General features: G+C 39.4%; 20 protein-coding genes, 1 rRNA gene and 1 other annotated feature. Of the genes, 3 read left to right on the top strand and 18 right to left on the bottom strand.

The window, feature by feature from the left end; all coding sequences use genetic code 11:
• Positions 1–73 (bottom strand): 16S ribosomal RNA (locus G396_RS0105875); the annotation flags it as partial.
• A gap of 463 nt (positions 74–536) precedes the next feature.
• Here G396_RS0105875 and G396_RS12105 point away from each other — a divergent pair.
• Entirely contained in the window at positions 537–1,214 is a 678-nt protein-coding gene (locus tag G396_RS12105) for a prepilin peptidase (protein WP_081683554.1), read from the top strand.
• 48 nt (positions 1,215–1,262) lie between these two features.
• Here the strand turns inward: G396_RS12105 and rpoC are convergent, their stop codons facing one another.
• From rpoC to G396_RS0105900, 5 genes are all read right to left on the bottom strand, one after another.
• Positions 1,263–4,889, bottom strand: coding sequence for a DNA-directed RNA polymerase subunit beta' (gene rpoC / locus G396_RS0105880; protein WP_028125367.1), 3,627 nt, complete (start codon positions 4,887–4,889; stop codon positions 1,263–1,265).
• Between the two features lie 78 nt (positions 4,890–4,967).
• Positions 4,968–8,588, bottom strand: a complete 3,621-nt coding sequence (rpoB, locus tag G396_RS0105885) for a DNA-directed RNA polymerase subunit beta (RefSeq protein WP_006418074.1) — start codon at positions 8,586–8,588, stop codon at positions 4,968–4,970.
• Between the two features lie 311 nt (positions 8,589–8,899).
• Complete coding sequence (locus G396_RS0105890; protein ID WP_028125368.1) at positions 8,900–10,318, bottom strand: DUF4767 domain-containing protein; 1,419 nt, start codon at positions 10,316–10,318, stop codon at positions 8,900–8,902.
• A 101-nt stretch (positions 10,319–10,419) separates the two neighbouring features.
• Positions 10,420–11,031 carry a class I SAM-dependent methyltransferase gene (locus G396_RS0105895; protein WP_028125369.1) on the bottom strand — a complete coding sequence of 204 codons (612 nt, stop codon included), beginning with the start codon at positions 11,029–11,031 and terminating at the stop codon, positions 10,420–10,422.
• A 65-nt stretch (positions 11,032–11,096) separates the two neighbouring features.
• Entirely contained in the window at positions 11,097–12,269 is a 1,173-nt protein-coding gene (locus G396_RS0105900) for a hypothetical protein (RefSeq protein ID WP_028125370.1), read from the bottom strand.
• Positions 12,270–12,474: 205 nt separating this feature from the next.
• On the opposite strand from G396_RS0105900, the gene G396_RS0105905 reads away from it, so the two are divergent.
• Both G396_RS0105905 and G396_RS10955 read left to right on the top strand, forming a co-directional pair.
• Positions 12,475–13,338, top strand: coding sequence for a Cof-type HAD-IIB family hydrolase (locus G396_RS0105905; RefSeq protein ID WP_028125371.1), 864 nt, complete (start codon positions 12,475–12,477; stop codon positions 13,336–13,338).
• Between the two features lie 9 nt (positions 13,339–13,347).
• A complete protein-coding gene (locus G396_RS10955) occupies positions 13,348–13,920 on the top strand; it encodes a thioredoxin family protein (RefSeq protein WP_051221164.1) in 573 nt (190 codons plus the stop codon).
• Between the two features lie 128 nt (positions 13,921–14,048).
• Here the strand turns inward: G396_RS10955 and G396_RS0105915 are convergent, their stop codons facing one another.
• The 12 genes from G396_RS0105915 to G396_RS0105970 all read right to left on the bottom strand — a co-directional run bounded on the left by G396_RS0105915 (position 14,049) and on the right by G396_RS0105970 (position 24,989).
• Positions 14,049–15,392: an LPXTG cell wall anchor domain-containing protein gene (locus G396_RS0105915; protein WP_028125372.1), complete on the bottom strand. Its 1,344-nt coding sequence runs from the start codon at positions 15,390–15,392 to the stop codon at positions 14,049–14,051.
• 255 nt (positions 15,393–15,647) lie between these two features.
• Positions 15,648–16,844, bottom strand: coding sequence for a sensor histidine kinase (locus G396_RS0105920; RefSeq protein WP_028125373.1), 1,197 nt, complete (start codon positions 16,842–16,844; stop codon positions 15,648–15,650).
• Between the two features lies 1 nt (position 16,845).
• A complete protein-coding gene (locus G396_RS0105925) occupies positions 16,846–17,544 on the bottom strand; it encodes a response regulator transcription factor (protein WP_028125374.1) in 699 nt (232 codons plus the stop codon).
• Between the two features lie 162 nt (positions 17,545–17,706).
• A complete protein-coding gene (gene rplL / locus G396_RS0105930) occupies positions 17,707–18,081 on the bottom strand; it encodes a 50S ribosomal protein L7/L12 (RefSeq protein ID WP_006418080.1) in 375 nt (124 codons plus the stop codon).
• Positions 18,082–18,112: 31 nt separating this feature from the next.
• Positions 18,113–18,646 (bottom strand): 50S ribosomal protein L10, encoded by a 534-nt coding sequence (gene rplJ, locus G396_RS0105935; protein ID WP_006418073.1) that lies wholly within the window; start codon positions 18,644–18,646, stop codon positions 18,113–18,115.
• A 32-nt stretch (positions 18,647–18,678) separates the two neighbouring features.
• Positions 18,679–18,805 (bottom strand) — a sequence feature (ribosomal protein L10 leader region).
• 43 nt (positions 18,806–18,848) lie between these two features.
• Positions 18,849–19,544, bottom strand: coding sequence for a 50S ribosomal protein L1 (rplA, locus tag G396_RS0105940; RefSeq protein ID WP_006418076.1), 696 nt, complete (start codon positions 19,542–19,544; stop codon positions 18,849–18,851).
• An 81-nt stretch (positions 19,545–19,625) separates the two neighbouring features.
• The gene (gene rplK, locus G396_RS0105945; RefSeq protein WP_028125375.1) at positions 19,626–20,051 is read right to left on the bottom strand and encodes a 50S ribosomal protein L11; all 426 of its coding nucleotides are present in this window, start codon (positions 20,049–20,051) and stop codon (positions 19,626–19,628) included.
• Between the two features lie 211 nt (positions 20,052–20,262).
• Positions 20,263–21,072 (bottom strand): phosphonate ABC transporter, permease protein PhnE, encoded by an 810-nt coding sequence (gene phnE / locus G396_RS0105950; RefSeq protein WP_028125376.1) that lies wholly within the window; start codon positions 21,070–21,072, stop codon positions 20,263–20,265.
• 11 nt (positions 21,073–21,083) lie between these two features.
• Positions 21,084–21,920, bottom strand: a complete 837-nt coding sequence (gene phnE, locus G396_RS0105955) for a phosphonate ABC transporter, permease protein PhnE (RefSeq protein WP_028125377.1) — start codon at positions 21,918–21,920, stop codon at positions 21,084–21,086.
• Positions 21,910–22,680: a phosphonate ABC transporter ATP-binding protein gene (gene phnC, locus G396_RS0105960; protein WP_028125378.1), complete on the bottom strand. Its 771-nt coding sequence runs from the start codon at positions 22,678–22,680 to the stop codon at positions 21,910–21,912. The genes phnE (G396_RS0105955) and phnC overlap by 11 nt, the downstream gene beginning before the upstream one ends.
• Before the next feature lie 236 nt (positions 22,681–22,916).
• Positions 22,917–23,963 carry a phosphate/phosphite/phosphonate ABC transporter substrate-binding protein gene (locus G396_RS0105965; protein WP_028125379.1) on the bottom strand — a complete coding sequence of 349 codons (1,047 nt, stop codon included), beginning with the start codon at positions 23,961–23,963 and terminating at the stop codon, positions 22,917–22,919.
• A 135-nt stretch (positions 23,964–24,098) separates the two neighbouring features.
• Positions 24,099–24,989, bottom strand: a complete 891-nt coding sequence (locus G396_RS0105970; RefSeq protein ID WP_028125380.1) for a DegV family protein — start codon at positions 24,987–24,989, stop codon at positions 24,099–24,101.

Consider the following 24,989-nt stretch of genomic DNA (forward strand, 5'->3'; position numbering starts at 1 on the left):
CAGTGCGTTCGACTTGCATGTATTAGGCACGCCGCCAGCGTTCGTCCTGAGCCAGGATCAAACTCTCATGAAAGTTAATTTCATAAGCCTAATTGACTCATTTAAATACTAGCTAATTATGATTTTATACTGATCATACACAGTTTGTCTCGAATTTAATATTCGGGTTGTTCGTTTATACGAACCCCTTACACAAATTGGTGTTTGTCTTTGTTCAGTTTTCAATGAGCTTTCGTTGTCTTTTGTTTTTTTCAAGTGACAACTTCTATATGTTACCATCATGTTAAACGTTTGTCAACAAGTTTTTTTATTTATTTTAAACTTGTTTATTTTCGTTCGCCCTTTGTATCGGCAACAGATAGTATAATATCACCTATTCCAATTCATGTCAACGATTTTTTTAATTTTTTCGTATTTTTTATTTTTCTTCGTTTTCCAGCTTTATTCTTACTTCTACGAGGTTTAGGGTATTTAAATTCTGGCGTTTCTTCCAAGGAATTGACTAGATTTAGGGTATTTAATAAAGGAGGTGCTTTATGTGGTTAGTTTTAGTTTTTGTAGCCGGCTGTTTTTTGGGATCCTTAGAATTATGTTTAGTCCATCGATGGAATCACTTATTTAGTTTTTTTCTGGGTCGATCTGTCTGCGATTGCTGTGGCCGCCACTTATCATGGCGAGAATTAATCCCTATTTTTTCTTATCTTTACTATCGCGGTACTTGTCCCGACTGCAAGCAAATAATTAATCCCATTTACCCCCTAAGTGAGCTTACACTTGGACTTATCTTTTCTATTGTCTACATATATTTTAACAACAGCCTTTATTATTACTTATTCTATAGCATATTATTTCTAATGATCTGTTTTGATTTAAGCTATCAGTATATTCCCGACCTATTTCAAATAGGACTTTTCATTCTCCTTTTTTATAATTATTTTACTTTCAGGCTTCTTTTTATTTCTTACCAGCATTTCTTCATTCTATTTATTTTGACGATACTCTATTTCTTTTTTACTAACTATATCGGCGGTGCAGACCTTAAATTGATTGGAATCCTATGTGTCTGTTTACCTTTTGAATTTATTCCTTATTTTTTCTTTCTTGCTGCATCAAGTGGACTTTGTTGTTGTTTAATCACAAAGGTTAGACAGATCCCCTTCGTCCCCTTCCTTGTATTAGCTTTTCTGCCTTTACATATTTTACTTCAAATATAAAAAGACCAAGCAAGAAACTTTCTTGCTTGGTCTAGATTTATTAATAAATTAATCAACCGAAACTTCTTCAGTTAATTCTTGTGCAATATCCGTTAATTCTTCCTCATGAGTTGAAGTTTGAATATCACGGTAACGACGCATACCAGTACCAGCTGGAATTAGCTTACCTATGATAACATTTTCCTTCAAACCAATTAGACGGTCTTTGTCCCCACGAATAGCCGCATCAGTTAAGACACGTGTCGTTTCTTGGAAGGAAGCTGCTGAAATAAAGGATTTAGTTTCTAGAGCAGCCTTAGTGATACCGAGAAGAACTGGACGAGCTGTCGCAGGTGTTTCGCCTGACATAATGGAGGCCATATTAGCTTTAGTAAAGTCAGCAATATCCATTAAGGAGCCAGGCAAGATATCAGTTGATGCTGGATCCATTACACGGACTTTACGTAACATTTGACGTACCATTACTTCAACGTGCTTATCGCCAATTTCTACCCCTTGGCTACGGTATACACCTTGAACCTCATCTAATAGATAAGTTTCAACAGATAAAACATCCGTAATCCGGAGTAATTCTTTTGGATCAATTGAACCTTCAGTTAGTGGTTGACCCCGTTTAACAGTGTCACCTTCCACAACTTTAAGACGGGCTTGGAATGGCACATTGTAAGTACGCGTATCGGTAATACCCTTAATAGTAATATCTTTAGTACGATCTGAAGCTTTTTCTTCAATGGATTCTACCGTACCAGCTACTTCAGTAATGGTTGCTTGACCTTTAGGATGACGGGCTTCAAAAATTTCTTGGATACGAGGCAAACCTTGAGTGATATCGCCACCACCGGCAACACCACCGGTATGGAAGGTACGCATGGTTAACTGAGTACCTGGTTCACCGATTGACTGTGCCGCAATCGTTCCGACCGCTTCACCGACTTCAACTTCAGCACCTGTGGCTAAGTTACGACCATAACAGTGTTTACATACACCGTGGTCTGTGTCACAAGTGAAGACAGAGCGGATCGTTACGGCTTCAATTCCAGCTGCAACAATCTTAGCTGCAGTATCTTCATCAATTAATTGATTTGGTCCGATAATATCTTGGCCAGTTTGAGGATCTTTAACCGTTTTTTGAGTATAACGGCCGATTAGACGTTCTTCCAGTGATTCAGTCACAGAATTACCGTCCATAATCGCACGAACTTCTATACCTTTATCAGTACCACAATCATCTTCACGGACGATAACATCTTGGGCTACGTCAACTAAACGACGAGTTAAATAACCAGAGTCAGCGGTCTTCAAGGCCGTATCGGTCATACCTTTACGGGCACCGTGAGTTGAGATGAACATTTCCAAGACGGACAAACCTTCCCGGAAATTAGAAGTGATTGGTAATTCAATAATCTTACCAGATGGGGCTGCCATGTTTCCACGCATACCGGCTAACTGAGTAAAGTTAGAGATATTACCACGGGCACCTGAATCAGACATCATATTGATTGGGTTAAGCGCTGGAAGAGATTCAACCAAGTCATGTTGGATTTGGTCTTTTGCTTTTTCCCAAGTTGAAATAACGCTTTGGTAACGTTCATCTTCAGTAATTAAACCACGACGGTATTGCTTAGTAATCTTTTCAACCTGGTCATGGGCATTTTCTAAAATTCCTGGTTTAGATTCAAGACGGATAACGTCCGCAACCCCAACTGTAATACCAGACCGTGAAGAATATTTGTAACCTTGATTCTTCAATTTATCTAGCATTTCAGATGTTTGCGTTACTTTGAAGCGTTTGAAGACTTCAGCGATGATGTTTCCTAAGTCTTTCTTCTTAAATGGTCCTACAATTGGCATAGCTTCAATCGCTGCCTTCACGTCAGTTCCTTTTTCTAAGAAATACTTATCTGGAGTTTTTTCAATGAGATTTTCATTAGACGCTTCATTTAAATAAGGGAATTCCACTGGCATAATTTGGTTGAAAATAATTTTACCAATGGTTGTCACCATAAGACGGTCTTTTTGCCAATCAGTAAATGGTTTACCTTTAATTGCACGGGCAGGAATTGCAACACGAGTATGTAAGTGAGCATAGCCATTTTGGTAGGCAATTTCAGCTTCTTCAACAGATCCAATTACCATACCTTCACCTTCACGGCCAGTTTCTTCAAGCGTTAGGTAATAATTACCTAAAACCATATCTTGAGAAGGGGTAACAACAGGTTTACCATCTTTAGGGTTCAAGATATGTTGTGCGGCTAACATGAGTAACCGAGCTTCAGCTTGGGCTTCTTCGGAAAGTGGTACGTGAATCGCCATTTGGTCCCCATCGAAGTCGGCATTGTATGCTTCACAGACTAAGGGGTGAAGACGAATCGCTTTACCTTCAACCAAGGTTGGTTCGAAGGCTTGGATACCTAAACGGTGGAGTGTCGGTGCCCGGTTTAATAGAACTGGGTGTTCCCGAATCACTTCTTCAATGACTGGCCAAATCCGGTTATCTTGAGTTTCAATCATCCGTTTAGCTGTCTTGATATTGCCCGCGATTTCACGGTCAACTAATTCTTTCATGACAAATGGCTTGAATAATTCAATGGCCATTTCTTTTGGTAAACCACATTGGTACATCTTTAGACTTGGTCCAACGACGATAACAGACCGCCCAGAATAGTCTACCCGTTTACCTAGTAAGTTTTGACGGAAACGACCTTGTTTCCCTTTAAGCATATGAGAAAGAGATTTTAATGGACGGTTACCAGGACCAGTTACAGCACGACCACGACGACCATTATCAATCAATGAATCGACTGCTTCTTGAAGCATCCGTTTTTCATTTTGTACGATAATATTTGGTGCACCTAGATCTAATAAGCGTTTTAACCGGTTATTCCGGTTAATTACCCGACGGTAAAGGTCATTTAAATCAGACGTTGCAAAACGACCGCCTTCTAATTGGACCATTGGGCGTAATTCAGGTGGAATAACTGGTAAAGCTTCCATAACCATCCAAGATGGTTTATTACCTGAAGCCACAAAGGAATCCAAAATTTCCAAACGACGCACGGCACGGGTCCGTTTTTGACCAGTCGCAGTCTTTAAGATGTCTCTAAGTTCGGCTACTTCAGCTTCAAGATCTACTTTTTCTAATAAGTCTTTGATTGCTTCAGCACCCATCTTAGCCACAAAACGGTTGCCATATTCCCGACGTTTTTCCCGGTATTCAGTTTCAGTTAATAATGATTTAGGTTCCAAATCAGTATCGCCCGCATCAATCACAATATAAGATGCAAAGTAGATGACTTCTTCTAATAAACGTGGACTTAAGTCTAAAACTAGACCCATCCGACTTGGAATACCTTTAAAGTACCAAACATGAGTTACTGGGGCAGCAAGTTCAATGTGTCCCATTCGTTCACGACGCACTTTAGCGCGGGTTACTTCAACCCCACAACGTTCACAAACCCGACCTTTGTAACGGATCCGTTTATATTTACCACAGGCACATTCCCAATCTTTCGTTGGGCCAAAAATTCGCTCGCAGAATAAACCATCTTTTTCTGGTTTCAAAGTACGGTAGTTAATGGTTTCTGGTTTCTTTACTTCACCATAAGACCATGAACGAATTTTTTCTGGGGATGCCAAACCAATTTGCATAGATTCGAAATTGTTTACATCTATCAAAGGGCCAACCTCCTTATTTTTTTAAATGATCTGGGAGCGGGACAAAAGTCCAGCCCCTCATCATTTCATTAGCCAATATTATTCTTGATCATCATCGGTCAAAGCGGCAGTGACTTCTTCTGGGTCGTCTACCTCTTCTTCCGCGAACTCTTCTTCAAGTTCTTTATGTTCAGCTTGTTTTTGTTCTTCTTTGAACTTCTCTAAGGCATTGAAGTTGACTACGTCATCTTCGTCTTCATCGTCTTGGAGGTCGATTTCTTGATCATCTTGATCTAGTACTTTTAGGTCTAAACCAAGGGCTTGTAATTCTTTTACAAGGACACGGAAGGACTCAGGAACGCCTGGGCGCGGAATTTGTTCCCCCTTAACAATGGCTTCATAGGTCTTAACCCGACCAACCACATCATCTGACTTATAAGTCAAGATTTCTTGGAGGGTATAGGCTGCACCGTAAGCTTCAAGGGCCCAAACTTCCATTTCACCAAACCGTTGGCCACCAAATTGAGCTTTACCACCCAATGGTTGTTGGGTAACGAGTGAGTAAGGTCCAGTTGAACGAGCATGGAGCTTATCATCAACCATGTGGCCTAATTTCATCATGTACATAACCCCAACGGAAACCTTACGGTCAAACGGTTCACCGGTCCGACCATCATACAGAATGGTCTTGGCATCTTCAGCCATACCTGCTTCTTTAACAGTTTCCCAAACATCATTTTCATTGGCCCCATCAAAGACTGGTGTAGCAATATTGATACCTAGAGAACGAGCAGCCATACCTAAGTGAAGTTCAAATACTTGTCCGATGTTCATCCGAGAAGGAACCCCTAATGGGTTCAACATGATATCAACTGGAGTACCATCTGGTAAGAATGGCATATCTTCTTCTGGCACGATAAGGGAAACAACCCCTTTATTACCATGACGTCCAGCCATTTTATCCCCAACTTGAATCTTACGTTTTTGAACGATGAAGACCCGAACGAGCATGTTAACACCTGGTGATAATTCATCGCCATTTTCACGGGTGAAAATCTTAACATCGTGGACGATACCGCCACCACCATGAGGTACACGTAGCGAGGTATCTCTTACTTCACGGGCTTTTTCACCAAAGATAGCATGTAATAAACGTTCTTCAGCTGATAATTCAGTTACACCTTTAGGGGTAACTTTACCAACTAGGATATCACCATCACGTACTTCCGCACCAATGGCAATAATACCGTCTTTATCTAAGTATTTAAGGGCATCTTCACTCACATTAGGAATTTCACGCGTTATTTCTTCAGGTCCTAATTTAGTATCACGAGCTTCAGATTCATATTCTTCAATATGAATTGAAGTATAAACATCATCTTTAACTAAACGTTCTGACATGATAATGGCATCTTCATAGTTATAGCCATCCCAAGTCATAAAGGCGACCAGTGGATTTTGACCTAGAGACATTTCCCCATTTTGCATTGAAGGACCATCCGCAAGAATATCACCTTTTTCAACTTGTTCACCGGTTCTAACTAATGGACGTTGATTGTAGCAAGTACCCGCATTAGACCGGGCAAACTTAGTTAAATGATAAGAATCAACTGAACCGTCTTCGAGTTGAACTTTGACTTCATTGGCATCAACGTAGATAACCTGGCCATCACGTTTACATAGAAGGGCAGCACCAGAGTCATGGGCGGCTTGATATTCAATCCCGGTTCCGACAAATGGAGCATGTGGTTTCAAGAGTGGCACAGCTTGCCGTTGCATGTTAGCTCCCATCAAGGCCCGGTTGGAGTCATCATTTTCTAAGAATGGAATAGACGCTGTCGCAACCGAAACAACTTGTTTCGGTGACACATCCATATAGTCTACCCGCTCAATTGGGATTTCCAAGTTTTCATCCACATAACGTGCCATAACCGTTTCATTAGCAAAGCTACCATCTTCATTTAACTTAGAGTTAGCTTGGGCTACCACATAGTAATCTTCTTCGTCAGCAGTTAAGTAATCAATTTGATCCGTTGGTTTATGGGTGGCTTTGTCCACCTTACGATATGGGGTTTCAATGAAGCCATATTCATTAATCTTAGCGTAACTTGCTAAGTTATTAATCAAACCAATGTTTGGACCTTCTGGGGTTTCAATCGGACACATCCGACCATAGTGAGTATAGTGAACGTCACGCACTTCATAACCAGCCCGGTCCCGGGTTAAACCACCAGGTCCTAAGGCAGAAAGACGACGTTTATGAGTCAACTCACCCAATGGATTGGATTGATCCATGAATTGAGACAATTGAGAAGAACCAAAGAATTCTTTAATTGCCGCTACTACTGGACGGATATTAATTAATTGTTGCGGAGTCATTGAAGAGGTATCTTGTAATGACATCCGTTCACGTACCACCCGCTCCATCCGAGAAAGACCGATACGGAATTGGTTTTGTAGCAATTCACCGACAGACCGAATCCGACGGTTACCCAAGTGGTCAATATCATCAGACACACCAATACCATAATCTAAGAATAGATAATAGTTTGCAGAAGCAATAATATCAGCTGGCGTTAGAGATCGTACATCTGGCGTGATATTACCATTACCAATAATGTTAATCACTTTCTCAGGGTCACGCGGAGAGTAAACCTTGATAATTTGCACATCAACCGGTTCACCCAAGACTCCTTCTTCTGAAGGATATAATGTTACTAAGTTGATATTATTTTCAAGATAAGGAATTAAAGTATCCATCTTATCATGGGTTAATTCAGTACCCTCAGGGAAGATAATTTCACCCGTTTCAGGGTCAGCAAGGTTTTCCGCCAAGGTTAATCCTTGTAGACGGTATTTAAGATTTAATTTTTTATTAATTTTATAACGTCCAACAGGAGCCAAGTCATAGCGACGTGGATCGAAGAAACGAGCAATTAATAAATTACGGGATGATTCAGCTGTCTTAGGTTCGCCTGGTCTTAGACGTTCATAAATGTCTTTCAAAGATTCTTCAATCCGAGAATCAGCAATATTTTTATGAACATCTTTATCAAGGGTTGCTTCGAGTAAGTCAGATTCCGTAAAGATATCGATGATTTCTTCATCAGATTCAAAACCAAGGGCTCGAATTAATTCGGTCATTGGTAATTTACGGGTTCGGTCGATCCGGGTATAGGCCACACCTTTAGCATCCGTTTCGAACTCTAACCAGGCACCCCGGTTAGGAATAACTGTCGTAGTGAAGGTATGACGGTTTTTCTTATCAACCCGGTCATGGAAATAAACACTTGGTGAGCGGACTAATTGAGAAACAATAACCCGTTCCGCCCCATTAATAATGAAGGTTCCCATTTCGGTCATCATTGGGAAATCACCAAAGAAGACTTCTTGTTCCTTAACTTCTCCAGTTTCTTTATTGATTAAGCGCAAAGTAACATAGATTGGTCGAGAATAGTTAGCATCATGACTACGTGCCTCATTGACATCATATTTAGCTTCCTTTAAAGAATAACCAACAAAATGTAATTCTAAATTCTCTGAGTGGTCAACAATTGGAGAGATATCATCAAACATCAATTGTAATCCTTCATCCAAGAACCATTGATAGGAATCGGTTTGGATTTCAATTAAGTTTGGCATCTCAAGAACTTCATGAATACGTGAATATGATCGACGTTCGGCTTTCTTACCATATTTAACAATATGATGATGACTCAAGCTTTTCACCCCTTTATTTATTAAGACCCAGAAGATGTTACGATTTGTTTACAAAATTTACATTTCATTAACAAAAGCGCAATTACCCCGAAAAAAAGACAAAAAAAAGACAAAAGTCTATGCTCTTACTTGGCACACTCTTTTGTTTTATCCGGACGAAGCCTGGCCTGGACAATATTTCAAGCCATTCTTCTACATCTAATTAATCTTTACATCTATTAACAATACTACATTTTTAATAAAAAAGCAAGCCTCCCTTTAGGGGGACCTCTCTAATTTTTAGTTAGATTCACTTGAATATAAATGCGCATCTAATTATCATTTCTAGTCGCATCCCAATAAGCTTGAATATCATCCACCGTAATGGTAAAGGAAGAAAGCTCATTATATGTTTCCCCATCTAAAAGGGCAACCTTGCCTTCTGGCCCCTGATGCCAACTGACTGAAACAATATTCCCCTTATAGGCAAAAGCATTCCAAGTAAAGACCGGGCCCCCTTGGTCGAGATGATAGGTAAAATTCCCCTTGCCATTCTCTTCTACGGATGAGTAATTGCGAATGCCTTGATCATCTTGGAAATCATAGGATTTCCCTACTACTAGACTATCCTTCGGTAAAATACTAGAATTGGTCGTACGTAAGTACTTTTCAAAATCAGCAATCGTAAAAGTTTGGTCCCGATTCAAATAAAGAAAGCTTAAATCTTTTTCTATAGCATCCAAATTCGATACAGCTGGGGTAATTTGATTAACATCGTAGTAATATGCTAAAGCCGGTAAGCCATAATGAATTCGGATATAGCCCTCAATAAGTGGAGGATCGTCTACGGTTTGGTAAAAGTTATCTTCCAGCAACTGAACTAGCTTAAATCGAAATTGATTGGGTTCCTTCAGCAGAAATTGCCATTCATCCGTTGAGACATTGTGCAGAACCACAGCATCATTATAGTCAGCCCCTTCAGCCGGACCCCATTGATAGACTTGGTCATCAATAGTCACTGTTCGGTTCTGCTCATTAGGGTCGGCATTGCCACCTAAAACTTGTTGATAATCTTGAGCTTGTCCCCCATAGTCGACTAAGAACTGAGCGAATTCCTTAAATATATCATGACCATCTTGAGAAACTAAAGGCTTGGGTTGACCATGGTCATCTAGGGTTAGCTGGTCACTATTTGACTCTGAATTTTCTTCCAGACTCCGACCACCGCTTTCTTGCCCAAAATTTTCATCTACCGCTTGACTTAAAGCAGCTAAATCTTGGTTACGAGTCGGATTAAAGACTAAAAAATCACCATCCATCTGTTCCGTAACTAAAGTTTGATAACCGTTAGGTCCCGTCACCATTAAATAAGTAATCACTCGCATAGGCGGATTTTCTTTATCATAAGTTGAATAAATAGCATGGACCACATATTGGTCATCCGGTCCTGCCTCATGGGCTAAGACTGGGACCACATGTTGGTCGCCTACCGCCATATCTTGAAACATATCACGGATACTATAACCAGCGTGATTAAAATCATCCATCTGGTCACCAGGATAATAGCGAACATATGATTGTCCCATATTGACCGCCCAAGCGGTAAAATCTTGGTCAAGCTGACCATACCAGGCCTCAGATTTAATCATCTGGTCTAAGCCGACACTCTCTGCCAAGACAAGCGGCGTTCCTGAAAAGAAAATTAAACCTACAGCTAACACAGCAATAATTTGTCCCCATATTTTTTTCATAACCTCACCTCAAGATAAGTCTATCATGCTAACAAACAAGAATGCAAACACTTTCAAACCGGTAACAAAAAAGACCGGCTTACAAATATGCCGGTCCTACTTTATACTGATTCTTTTGTACTCACAAGAATCCAGTAACCCTTGTCTTGTTTTAACTTGGTCACATTTCCAAAACTTGCTTGAAGATAGTCCATCATAGAAGGTGCTCCTTGTTTCTTTTGAATGACCACCCAAACTTGGCCACATGGATTTAAATACTTATAAGCCTGATCAACAAAAGCCTGAATCACAGCTTTACCTGCCCTAATCGGTGGATTGGTGATAACAAAATCAAACATGACATCGAGATTGATACTCGTCGCATCCGCTTGAAGCCAAGAAATTGATTCCACCCGATTCAAGTCTTGATTAGTCTGAGCCAAATTCAAAGCCCGTTCATTTAGCTCAACTCCCACTAGGTGAGCTTGGGGATATAGCTTGGCTAGGGCGATGGTCATAGCACCATAGCCCGCACCCAAATCTAAGATTGATTCAGCCAGTTGCACTTCTTGAGCAAAAGTCTCAACTAATAAATGAGAGCCAAAGTCCATTCTCTGTTTTGAAAAAACTCCATTATCTGTTGTGAAATGTAAGTCAAGACCTACCAGCTTCACTTCAATGGTTTGTTGATTACTCTGGCTATGGGGTGTCGCCGTATAATAATGGTCTGCCATAAACTCCTACCTTTCTAACAAATAAGGGACATAATCACTTTTTCTCGGCAAATAAACCAATCGAGCTAGGTTTTACGTACAGAGGTAATTAAAATAATCAGACCCACAATAAACACAATGGCTGATACCGCAAGCAGAACTAAATTGGATAAATCACCCGAGTAAGGTAGAAATCCAAATAACTTATCCTCTTTAGATTCAAAAACCAAAGAACTTGTCACTCGGTCTAATGAACTTGAAGATACAGGAATCAGCGATACCTGTATCAAAGAAGTTACCGATTCATCCTCACTCTCTGAATTATTTGAATCATTAGAAACTGAAGATAAGGACTCCGCTGTATAGTCGATGGGGGTTATGGTAACCGTCTTAATTCCTTGGGCCTCATCAATTGTTTCGGTGAAATCATGCGAAGGTCTTGTTTGCGCTTCAATGATGGAGCGAATTTTATCGGGAAATTCCCCATTTTCATCACGTTCAATGGTATAAGTATGAGGTAGACGAGCCCCCTTATAGGTTAAACGGTGCAGACGCTCATTGAAATCAATATCGGGGGTATTTACTTGATAGCGAATACCCAGGATAAGGTCATACACTCCATCCGAAACCATCCAGGGTTCATAGTCAAAAAATAAATCTGGATAGGTATTCATAATTTCATTTCCTAACTGGTAAGCTTCATCAATACTAGAAAGTTCTGCTCTAGCATAAAATAAAATATATCGTTTACCTTCACTGGCATCATCTGCATAATTCAAGGTAACCATATAGCCATCGCTAGACCCAACTGGCTTTTTTTCAATTTTAAATTGATTTTGAGCATCCGGATCCTCTTTAATGAGTTGAATAAAAGTATCAGCCTCCCCTTGACTAGCAAATATATTCTTAACAAAGGGGAGATAAGGAATATTTAATAAGTCAGGCGTTTCAACAATCGGCGCTTCATGTGAAGTGCCTCTATGCTCCGAATTACCAGTTTCCTCTGATTCATCAGCACTTGATGAGTCCTCGCTTGTTTCTCTTTCAGGGATGGATTCTGAGATACTTGTTTCAATCTCACCTGAAGATTCAGGCATACTCGTCGATTCTGGATTTGACTCAGGTAAGGATCCACTCGTATTATCCTGGGCAAAGACTAATTTATTTCCTTGCATATACATGATTGAAGTTTGTAGACCAAAACTAGCCATTATAAGCATAGTAAACAAAGAAATGACACGCTTATATTTCTTAAACATTGTCCCAACCTTCCATTTATCTGTTATAATCACTCACCATTTTAGTATAAATACTCTTATTAAGCAATTATATCTTATCCCAACAAAAGTCAGTAGATAAAAGTCAAATTCTAGCAGTAAAGATATAATTTAAAGTTAATCTATACAATTAATTTACAAAAATCTGTTATACTTTATCCATACAGTAAGATATTGGAGGTCTCTCATGATAAAAGTATTTGCATCCGATATGGATGGGACGCTATTAAATGAATACCATGTCCTAAGTGAACGAACTGTCAAAGCCATTAAGGCTTTACAGGCAGCGGGCATTGAGTTTATTATCGCAACCGGTAGAGCTTATCATTCTGCCTTACCCTTATTAGAAGCTAACGGGATAAAGTGTTCCTTCATTACCCTAAATGGAGCCGTCCTATGGGATCAAGAGGGTAAAATTCATAATCCAACCCCCATCGAATATCAAGAAGTCCTAAATATGGTGGACTATTTAAAAACAAACCAGATTAATTACTCTTTCATGTCGATGGATAATATCTATATCAAAGACAAAGCAGCCCACCAAACCCGTATGCGTAAATTCTTCGAAGAAGAAGCTAAGCGTAAAAAAGTCGATCTATCCGAAATTTCACAAGCACAGCTAGTTGCCAACGAAAAATACCTTAAATCTTTAGATGAATATGATTTAAATCCTGACCATAGTCCAATGAAAATCATGATTTTCTCAGACGAAGCCCAAGTACTTCAAGACTTTCAAGCACAATTTGGGCAAATTCCAAGCTTGGATATTACTTCTTCCGCTCCAGATAACTTAGAAATCACCCATAAAAAAGCCCAAAAAGGGATTGCTATTCAGGCCTACCTGAAAGAAAAAGGAATTAATATGGACCAAGTGGCTGCCATTGGTGATTCGCTCAATGACCGGTCAATGCTCCGCATGGCCCGTTACTCATTTGCTATGGAAAACGGGGTTGAACCAGTGAAAAAAATCGCTAAATACTTAGCCGCACCCAATACCCAGGATGGGGTCGCTCAAGTTATTGAAGCGATTCTTGCTGGGGAATATCAATAGGTGAATTAAATGAAAAAAGCTTATAAAATAACTTGTCTCTGCTTTATTACTAGCAGCCTAGTTGCTTGTGCTAGCTCAGAAAATACGACTTCTAACAAAAATGAACCAGAAAAATCTTCTATCAGTATGATTGCCTTTGAATCAGGTCAGGAGTTATTAGAAGAAAGTCCATCCGAAAAGAAAGCAACTTATGAAAGCCTTGACCAAATCAGACATACAGATGGATCTTTAGCTGACCAAATGTCCTTTAGTCAGATTCAAGCAATTACTAGTGAAGAAGAGTTAGCTCAACTAATGAAAGCATCAGATCAAGAACCATTTATCCTATACTTAGGCTTTGACGAATGTCCTTATTGCAAAGTATTTAGTCCCAAAATCAATCAACTCGCCAGTGAGTTAGATGTGACCCTCCATTACTATAATACCCATACCTTTGATGCCACTGCTTTGGCAGACAATCTAGGGATCGAAACCGTCCCCCATGCTTTTATTATTAAAGACGGTAAGCCCGTCGAATTCGTTAACCAGAACTCTGACATGCAAGAACTTGAAGACTTCTTACGTGACTTTAAAGCTTTATAAAAAAACAAACCCAGCTTAGGATTGGGCGCTTCAAGCGAAACCATTTAACCTAAGCTGGGCTTTTTTATTTTTATGGCAAATAAAAAGAGACCGGATAACCGATCTCTCTTTAAACTTAATTATTTAAATTAGTTTTCTTTTTTGAATTTAGGAGCAACTAGTCCTAATCCAGCTAAGATTGATAATGCAGCAGCACCGAAGATTACTGAGTCAGAAGCTTCACCAGTTTCTGGTAATTTTTCGCCACCTTTAGCAGCTGGTTCTGCAGCTTCTTTACTTCCATCTTTCATGTCATCAGATGGTTTTGCAGGATCTTTAGGATCTGCAGGAGCTGGAGTTTCTTTTTCAGCTTCTTTACGCATTTCATCGCGTTCTTTAACTAATTTGTCTAATTCAGCTTTAGTTTTATCATAAGCATCTTGTAAATCTTTTGAATCTTTGCCAGTGATATCTTTAACGATTTCTTGTTGTTCTTTGTTTAAGTTAAGACGGCTTGGATCAGTAGAGTTAGCTTTAGAACCAACTACTAATTCATGTAAGTTAGCTTCTAAGTATGCTTTAGTATTGTATAGGTCAGCTAAATTAGCTTTTTCTTCAGCAACTTTAATTTTTGCTGCAGTTAAGTTCTTAGTAGCTTCATCAAGTGCTTTAGTCGCTTCGTCTAATTCTGCTCTAGTAGAGAGTACATCTTCACTAGTTTTCGTAACAGCTTTTTCAGCTGCTGCTAAGCGATCGTTAGCTTCTTTAATTTTAGCATCTACACCGTATACATCAGAAACATTGTATTCACGGTTTAAGTCAGCCATCTTAGTTGTATGAGCTGCATTTGCTGCTGAGATAGCACCATCAGCTTTTGAGTGAGCTGCTGCGATTGCGTTATCACGTTCAATTACTTTTGAAGCATGTACATTTGTAGCTTCTGTTAAAGCAGTACCTGCTGCAGCAGCTGTTTGTGCTAATGCATCTAAGTCAGCTTGTGAGAAAGTACCTGCTGCAACAGCATCGTTATAAGCTTTATCAGCATTAGCCTTTGCTGTTGCTGCTGCTTCCATTGCGATTCTAGCTGGTTCAGCGATGGCTTGTGCTTCTGCAAGTTCAGTTGCACGAGTTTGTTCAGCTAAATCAATTGCACGTTGTGTTTCTTCAGCTAAAGCTTGAACTTTCTTAGTATATTCGCCGTAGATTGCAGTTAAATCTTTTAATGCTTGTTCAGCGTTAGCTAATTCTTTTTTAGCTGCTTCTGCTTTTTTAACAGCTGCTTCTTGAGCTGGTAATTTACCTTTAACATCAATGATTTTGTTAGAAATTTCAGGTAATAATTTAGCATATTGTTCTTGAGAAACATTAACTAATGTTTGGTATTCTACTCCATTTGCATCTTTGTAATAAGCATTTACTGCTGGAGTAGCAACTGCTGCTAATGACATTGCTGTAGCTGATAAAGCTACTAATTTAACTAATGTTTTTTTCATAAGTCTTTACCTCTTTCTTTTCCTAAATAATAATTTGTCTACTTCAAAACCTAAGAAACTTAACTTCATAAGAATATTAACAAATTCTTAAAAGATTAGCAAGGCTTTTTCTTAATTTTTTTAAAATTAATTTAAGTGTCTTAATAAATTCTTAATATCTATAAAATTATTTAATAAAGCAAAGTATTTCTTAAGGCTTTCTTAATAACAAACAGGTAACAGAATGTATATATTCTGTTACCTGTTTGTAATATCTTATATTGTCTGGGGGATAACAATCCGAAAGACCATCTGGTCTTGATCAATCAAGGCATAGGTCTGGCCACCATGGGCATGGACAAAGTTACGGACGATTGATAAGCCTAAGCCTGATCCTGGAATATCATTGGTTCTAGATTGGTCTGCCCGGTAGGCCCGTTCAAAGATCATTTCTAATTCGTCTTCGGCAATGAGGGTCCCATTATTACGAACTTCAAAAACCAGCCATTTAGACCCCGAGTATTTCGCCTTTAGTAAGGGAATATTATTAGGACGGCCTGCTAAAGTCTTATAATTACTATTGGAAATTTCACGAGCTATCAGGTGAATGACTGTGGCTCCATGCCCATATTTGAAGGCATTGGTAATTAAATTAGCAAAGATACGAGCAAACTTATCCGGATCGAAATACGCTTGGATATCATGTGGCTCAACTTCTACCGTTAAATCGATTCCTTTTGCTTCCGCTTCCCAGCGAAAATCAGCCACTACTTGCTCCATAAAAGCTTCTAGCGGAATATCCACCTGATTAAGACTAATTAAGGTTTGTTGCGACCGGCTATATTCAAAGAAGTCATTGACTAATTCTTGCATCCGACCTGTTTTACGTAGGACGATGTCCAAATATTTATCATATTCTTGAGGACTCAGGCTATCTTTATTCTTTAAGAGATCTAGATATCCCACAATTGAAGTTAAGGGCGTTCTTAGATCGTGACCCACATTGGTAATTAGTTCATCTTTTGATTTTTCTAATTCTTTTTTTTCTCGGAAGGAATCTTCAATACTATCCAACAGGTTATTAATATTCTGTGCAACGACATGATACTTATCTTTCTCAGATACTGGAATTCGTTCTGAATAATGACCCTGGGCAAAATAGTCAATCTTAGCCAAAATCGAATCTAAGTGTCGTTTATTTAGAAAACGTTTGGTACTCCAGTAAGTATATAAGACCAGAACGACAATGTAACTGACATTAAATCCCCAAATGGTCGATTTATACAGATTCGGAGTATCAATAATCCAACGCCGAATCCGGGTCTGTAACTCAATATTCGTCGGGGTGGATAGAAAGCTTTTATAAGCGGTTATTAATAGTAAGAAAATAATTGATACGCCACCCGCAACAAAAATAATATGGGAAATGATTTCAAAATTACTATTCCGTTTTTTAATGATTCGCTTAAACATACTAGCCTACAATCTTATAGCCTAGGCCCCAGACCGTTTTAACGATTTTTTCACCATTGGTGGCTGCTTCTAGCTTATCCCGTAAGTGGGAGACATGGACCATGACGGTTTGAGAAGATGCTTTATTACCTTCGGGCCAAATTTCTTGCAAAATATCATCCGCTGAGAAAACTTGATTTAAATGGGTAGCCAGTAAATAAAGAATATCAAATTCAGACCCTGTCAATTGTACATCTTGACCGGATAAGGTGGTTACAGTATGGGAATCTTTGTCAATAGTTATGGAGCCTACTTCCACCTTGCTAGTGTCTTTAGCTTGAGGGGCTTGATTTAGAAGCTGTTGCCGGCGGAATAAAGATTTAATGCGGGCAATCACTTCTAAGGGGTTAAAGGGCTTGGCCACATAATCATCGGCTCCAGCAAAAAGACCGGTAATTTTATCCGTATCGGTTGCCTTTGCTGTTAGGAAGATGACTGGGAAGTTCAAGCCTTGTTTCCGGATTTCTTCAAGAACCTCTAAACCATTTTTCTTCGGCATCATGATATCTAAGAGAACTAGGTCAATATCATCATTCTCAGCAATTAAATCAAGAGCTTCCACCCCATCAAAGGCTTGAAGCACATCATAACTTTCATTTTTTAGATATATGGTAAGTAATTCAACAATTTCTTTTTCATCGTCAACTACTAGGACACGCATAACAATCATCCTTTCATTTCAATTTCTACTCCATTATACCTTATTTTTAATCAATTAGTCTTAAACTAATCCTTATTTAATATAACTGTAAGTTATTTTCAAGCAAATAAAAAACCAACCCCACTAGGAGGTTGGTTCATTATTTTAATTTTCGGGTGAAAATTATTTAGCTTTAGCTTCGCCGCCAGCTTCAGTAATAGCTGCAACTAATGCGTCAGCGTCTTCTTTAGAAAGACCTTCTTTAACAACAGCAGGAGCGCCATCTACTAAGTCTTTAGCTTCTTTTAAGCCTAAGCCAGTAGCTTCACGAACAGCTTTGATAACTTTGATCTTAGCAGAACCAGCAGAAACTAATTCTACGTCAAATTCAGTTTTTTCTTCTTCAGCAGCGCCACCAGCAGCTGGACCAGCAGCTACAGCAACAGGAGCAGCAGCAGAAACGCCGAATTCTTCTTCGATTGCTTTTACTAAGTCGTTTAATTCTACAACAGTTGCTGCTTTGATATCTTCGATAATTTGTTCAATGTTTAATGCCATTTTAAAATTCCTCCATTTTATATGTTTTTAATTATTTACTTTCAATGACAGCGTTAAGGGCATAAGCCATCTTAAGCGCAGGAGACATTTGTTGTAATACAGATGCAGTATTGCGGATTGGAGCTTGTAATACTTGCGCCAACATCGCAAGGAGTTCTTCGCGTCCAGGCATAGATGCTACTTGGTTGATTACTTCAACGTTCGCTACTTTACCTTCTACGAGACCACCCTTGATACTTAAGTTTTCAGCCTTTTTAGCAAATTCAGAAAGGATCTTAGCAGGTGCTACGATGTCTTCTGATGAAAATGCTACGGCAGTAGGTCCTGCGAAATATTCGTCAAGGCCTTCAATGTTTGCATCCTTAGCTGCACGACGTAAGATAGTGTTCTTTAACACTTGCATTTCAACGCCTGCTTCACGTAATTGTTTACGTAATTCAGTCACTTCAGCAACGTTAAGACCAAGATAGTCAACAACAATCACAGATGCAGAATTTTGTAATTTTTCAGAAATTGCAGCTACTTGAGCTGCTTTTTCTTCAACGGTTACTAATCCTCTTGCCAAATCTTTTTCACCTCCATAAAGTTGATAGAGATTTTTATAAATAAAAATCTCTATGCCACCTTAGACATAGAGATAGATTCCTGATTATTATAGGAACTTCCTCGGTAAGAAATTAAGGCCGGGGCCACTTACTGTCTACGGTCGTTTAACACAGATAGTATTCTAATGGAAATACTTCTATGAGTCAATACTTATTTGTATTTTATAATGCTGCGGCAGCAACATCTAATTTGATACCAGGTCCAAAGGTAGTTGTTAAAGTTAAGCTTTGGATATAAACACCTTTAGCAGATGCTGGTTTCAAACGTAAGATTTCATTATGTAAAGCTTTGAAGTTTTCAACAAGTTTGGCATCATCAAATGATACTTTACCAATTGGAACACTTACAATACCAGCTTTATCGGCACGGTAAGTTACTTGACCAGCCTTGATATCAGTCACGGCTTTAGTTACATCCATGGTAACTGTACCGGTTTTAGGGTTTGGCATTAAGCCTTTTGGTCCTAAGACCCGACCTAAACGACCAACTTGACCCATCATGTTAGGTGTTGCCACCATCACATCGAAGTCTAACCAACCGTCAGAAATTTTGTCGATTAAGTCAGCTTCACCAACGAAGTCTGCGCCAGCGGCTTTAGCTTCTTCAGCTTTTTCACCAGAAGCGATTACGACTACGGTTTGAGTCTTACCAGTTCCGTTTGGCAACACCATTGCGCCACGGATTTGTTGATCTGCTTTACGAACGTCAATATTTAAGTTATATGCGACTTCAACGGTTGCGTCAAAGCCAGCAAAGTCGATTTCTTTTGCTAATGCAACTGCTTCACTTGGTGCGTAGAATTTTTCGCGATCTACTTTTTCAAGGGCAGCTTGATATTTTTTGCCTTTTTTAGCCATTATAATTCCTCCTATACTTGTGGTTTTAGCGGTACTACCTCCCACACCCGATAGACACGGGGCGAGAAGCTGCGATTATGCCTAGTCTTCGACGGTGATACCCATTGAACGGGCAGAACCTTCGATCATACGCATGGCAGCTTCTACGTCTGCTGCGTTTAAATCTTGCATTTTTAATTCGGCAATTTCTTTGACTTGTTGACGAGTCACTGAAGCTACTTTTTTCTTGTTAGGTTCGCCAGATGCTTTAGTGATTCCAGCAGCTTTTTTCAATAGAACTGGAGCTGGTGGAGTCTTAGTAATGAATGTAAATGAACGGTCTTCATATACATCGATTACAACTGGGATAATCATCCCATTTTGATCTTGCGTACGAGCGTTGAATTCTTTACAGAATCCCATAATATTTACTTGTGCTTGACCTAGGGCTGGACCAACTGGTGGAGCTGGGCTAGCTTGTCCCGCAGGGATTTGTAATTTCACTTGGTTTACTACTTTTTTAGCCACGAAAGTTTCCTCCTTATAAATTATATTCGTGATGTGGTTTGCGGAATCGACGATTCCTCCCACTCATTGTGCGTACATGCGCACCGAAATATTATAACATATCTAAAGACAATAGCAAGTAAAATATATTAATTTATAGAAAAAGCTCCAAATTTCCATGGTTTTTCACACCTAGGGGAGCTTGGAGCTTAATTATTTTGATAGGGATTAATTAACCATTGGCCAAACGTTTTCTCAAATAGGAAGAGAAGAACTCAACAAACAAGATTAAGACCACTAAGCCAACCAGAATCGCACCAACTTGAGTCCACCGGTTAGAAGACATAGCGAACTTCAATGGCGCCCCAATCCCACCGGCACCTACCAAACCAAGGATGGTTGCATCCCGTAGGTTCATATCATAACGGAAGATTACGGTTGAAATAAGGGAAGACCAGAGCTGAGGAATAATACCACAACGAATTTTCTCAAAGGTATTACAACCAGCCGCGTCTAAGGCTTCTAGAATAGACTTATCAATGTCATCAATGGTTTCACTGAAAAGCTTGGTTAACATTCCAATGGAAGTGACCGACAGGGTCATGACCCCTGCGAAAGGTCCTGGGCCAGTTACCCGAATAAACATCAAGCCGTAGACAAAACCAGGGATGGTCCGAATGGCCATAACGAGGACCCGGGTAATAATCACAACTGGCATAGGTACCACCTTACTGGAAGCTAAGAAGGCTAATGGGAAGGAGAAGAAAGCTCCAACCAGCGTTCCTAATAGGGCAATTGCCATCGTTTCAATTAATAGATAAGGTACTGATTGCTTAGTCATATTAAATAGGAGTTCAGGATCTGGGTGCAGAATCCCTTGCATAATACTAACCGCAAAGGTAATCCCCTTATTAGCAATTCCCACTTCATCAATGGTAGACCCTGACCAAACAATTAAAGCTACAACCAAGAGGGTCCAGAAAATTGTTTGCAGACGATTAGTATCTTTCTTTTCATACATTTCATTTATACGTTCAATCATCATGCCACCCCCTAAGTTAATTTACTTCTTAAATAACGACTGGTTGTTTCGATAACCCCCACCGTTATGAAGAGACAAAGTAGAATCATACCGACATTTTCATATTCACGCCAACCTAGGTTTTCATCTAAGATGAGCCCAATCCCACCAGCACCAACATATCCTAAGATCGCCGCATGACGGACATTTCCTTCAAAGGTATAAAGAGCCACTGATAGATAAGCTGGCAAGACTTGAGGTTTAATTGCTCCCAAAAAGCTGTAGAGTTTATTTGCCCCTAAAGCTTCCATGGCTTCATAAGGTAACATATCCGCAGTTTCGATAGCTTCATAGAGTTGTTTAGCCACGAAAGAGAAGGTAAAGATTGAAATAGCTAAAGTACCAGCGAAGGTACCCAAACCAAAGATATAGGTCAAGATAAGGGCAATGACCAAGGTTGGTAGGGTCCTTACTAAGGATAAGAAGAACTTTAAGAAACCAGTGATAAACCGATTTTTGGTTAGGTTCGAAGCTGCCCACATAGCGAAAGGAATTGCTAAGAGCGAACCAATAATAGTTCCTAACACCGACATTTTAATCGTATCAAATAAGGGCGGTAAGACATCTTTAACAAAGTCAAAAGCAGGTGGATACATCCGTTTTAAAATAACAAAGAACTGATGGCCACGTTTTAATAAGACACTTAAGTCAAAACCGGTTAATTTGGCAGAAAGGTAAACTAAGACCAAAACCACTAAAACTACTAGCCAGGTTAAAGAACGTTTTTTATAAACAACTTTCCCATTGGGTAAGGTAATGGCTTGCGGTTTTAACCAAGACTTTGAAGCTTGCGACTGATTATTCGCCATGGTGGGCCTCCTCCGTAGCAGGTGCCTGACCCTTATAAATATGGTTTAAAACTTCAGGGGTTACTTGGTCTGATGGGCCATCATAAACCACAGCCCCTTCTCTAATCCCAATAATCCGATCACAATACTCCAAGGCTAATTCCACATGGTGGATATTAATTAAAATAGTAATATTGTCATCTTTATTAATATTCTTAAAGTCTTGCATAACGACAGCGGCAGTAACTGGGTCGAGTGAGGCGACTGGTTCATCGGCTAAGATAATGCGAGGGTCTTGCGCCAAGGTACGGGCTAAAGCTACCCGTTGTTGTTGTCCCCCAGAAAGTTGGTCAACCCGAGTATAGGCCTTATCCAAAATACCTACTCGGTCTAAAGCTTCTAGGGCTTTAATTTCTTCTTCCTTCTTATAGTAACCAAGCAAGACGCGCCAGAAGGGTAGGTCTGGCACAAAGGCAGATAGGACATTGGTAATAACCTTTGCCCGGGTTACCAAATTAAATGATTGGAAAATCATCCCAACCTTACGACGGAAACGCCGTAATTCTTTCCCTTTTAAGGCGGGAACAGAGACATCATCAACTTCTAAAACACCTTCAGAAATAGGGTGCATTTTATTAATCGTACGAATCAAGGTAGATTTACCAGCACCCGATAATCCGATAATACCGATAAACTCCCCTTGTTGGATTTCTAAATTCACATCTTTTAAGGCTAACACATCATTGCCATAACGTTTATAGACATGTTCAAACTTAATCATATTGTTCTCCTTTTAATACCTTTCAATAACTTAGCGAAAAAGGGAGCGGGCAAGAAGCGGAAATCATGCGATTCCGCTTCGTATGCCCGCCCCCGCAAAGCTGATTAGGATGAAATAAGTTGCAAAGCAAGGTGGTTTCATCCAATCAACTACTGCGCTTAAAATCAGTCTATTCATAAAATGATGGACATAACTATCTCTTTGCCCAGTCAGTTTCCCCTAAGTTAATTATTAAATTATTCAGCGTCTTTATCTTGTTCACGCAAGATCTTTTGAGCTTCACGTTCTGTATCATAGTCTTCAGAGGTTGCTGGTTGGTAACCTTCATGACTATAAATAGCAATAACTTCTTTACCTTCGTCAGTCTTAGCAATGTTGATGAATGCATTAGCAACGGCTTCTTTTAATTCATCTGTCATTACTTCAGAGTTTTTGCTGACAGAAACAGTATCGTTATAAACGTTTGGAGTTACACCAATTACATTAGTTTCTTCCCAAATGCTCTTTTCACGACCCATATCTTTAGTCCAAGCTTCAGCATTGTCACGACGTAAGTCAGCAAAACCAACAATGATATCCACTTGTTCAGAAGCTAAACGAGCCACTGAAGATGGGTAAGAGTCAGATTGAACAACATTTGATAAATCAGAGATTTGTTTACCATCAAAGTTTTGACCTAACCAGATTGAAGGGTAGATATAACCAGAAGATGAAGAAGATGACATAACAGCCCATTTAGCTGAATCTAAATCTTCCCAAGTTAATTCTTCACCGTCATTAATTTTTTTAGCTAATTCTTGACCTTTTTCAGAAGGACCAGCGATAATTAAGCCTTTGTAGTAAGTAACTTGTTCATCACTTTGTTCAGTTTCTTTACCATCGTTCCAGTCAGCTGGATTTTCAGAGTCTTTTGAAAGACCTTTACGAGTAGAAGTTAAAAGAACATCTACATCATCTTCAAATAAGACATAAGTACCACCAGGAATTAAACCAACATCGATCGTACCGGCAGCCATACCTTCACCAACAGCTTCATAAGAAGTACCTACTGAGATTTCAACATTCTTCACATCGAAACCTTCTTTAGCCAATTCGTCAATTAACAATTGTTTAAGTGGTTCAGTTGCAGTAATAATTTCTTCTGGATCACGAGAAGGTACAAAAGCAACACGAAGTGTATCAATTTCTGTTTTGTCTTGAGCAGAAGCATCAACAGCAAATAAGTTAAAGAAGACAGCAGCGACTAAGGATAAGACCATTAATACGTTAAAGGTTTTTTTCACGGATTTTCCCTCCAAATATTTGATAATTTAATTGTAGCTTACACAATATGGTTAAACAATATGTTAGGGCTTTTCTTTACACAAAATTTACATTTAATTGAATTCTAATCTAAAATTCGAATGTTTTAATCTGAGCTAGTCTTTAGCCAAATCATGATTCGAAATAATTTGCGGCATAATTCCTAAACCAACCGCACCAGGCCCCCCATGAACGCCTAAAACTGGTGTCAAGTATCCAATCCTAAAAGGAAAATTGATTCCTTGTTGGATAAGATAGTATTTCACTGCCAAAGCTTCTTTTAAGGCATCTCCGTGAGCAAGCGCAATTACGAATTTATCGCCAAATTTAGCTTGAGCCGATTGAACAATTTGTAGCCAATGCTTATAGAGACTCTTATGGGTCCGGACCTTGTCAAAAACCTGGACCGACCCATCTGGTGAAAAGTAAATCAAGGGCTTGATACCCAAGACATTGCCTATAAAGGCTTGTGCTGTCGACATACGACCACCCTTGGCAATAAATTGTAAATCTTCCACGACCACGTAAATTTCAGATTGATCGGCTAACCAAGTTAACTTACTTGCAATTTCATCGCTTGTATAACCTGCATCAGCCATCAAGAGGGCCTGGTGGGCCATATTTTCCATTACAAACGAAGTTCCTTTGGAATCGATGACATAAGTAGCTAGTCGGTCTTGGTAATCTGATGCCACCATTTGCACACTTTGGTAAGTCCCTGAGATCTGAGCGGCCAAAGTAATCACAAAGACCGTATTGTAGCCATCCGCTACTAGTTGGTCAAATAAGTCATAAACCTGATCTAATCGAGGTTGTGAGGTCTTGGGTGGTTCTGGACTATGGCGTAACCGTTGATAGAAGTCATGCATCACTTGGTCATCACTGACATCTTCATAAATATCACCCTCAGCAAATAAAAGAGACAGACGCAGGATATAAAAGTCTGGATCTGCCATTAATTGTTTGCTGGGAGTTGCGGTAGAATCAACAATAACTGCTGTTTTCAT

This window comes from Eremococcus coleocola DSM 15696 (assembly GCF_000428865.1).
Lineage (GTDB): Bacteria > Bacillota > Bacilli > Lactobacillales > Aerococcaceae > Eremococcus > Eremococcus coleocola.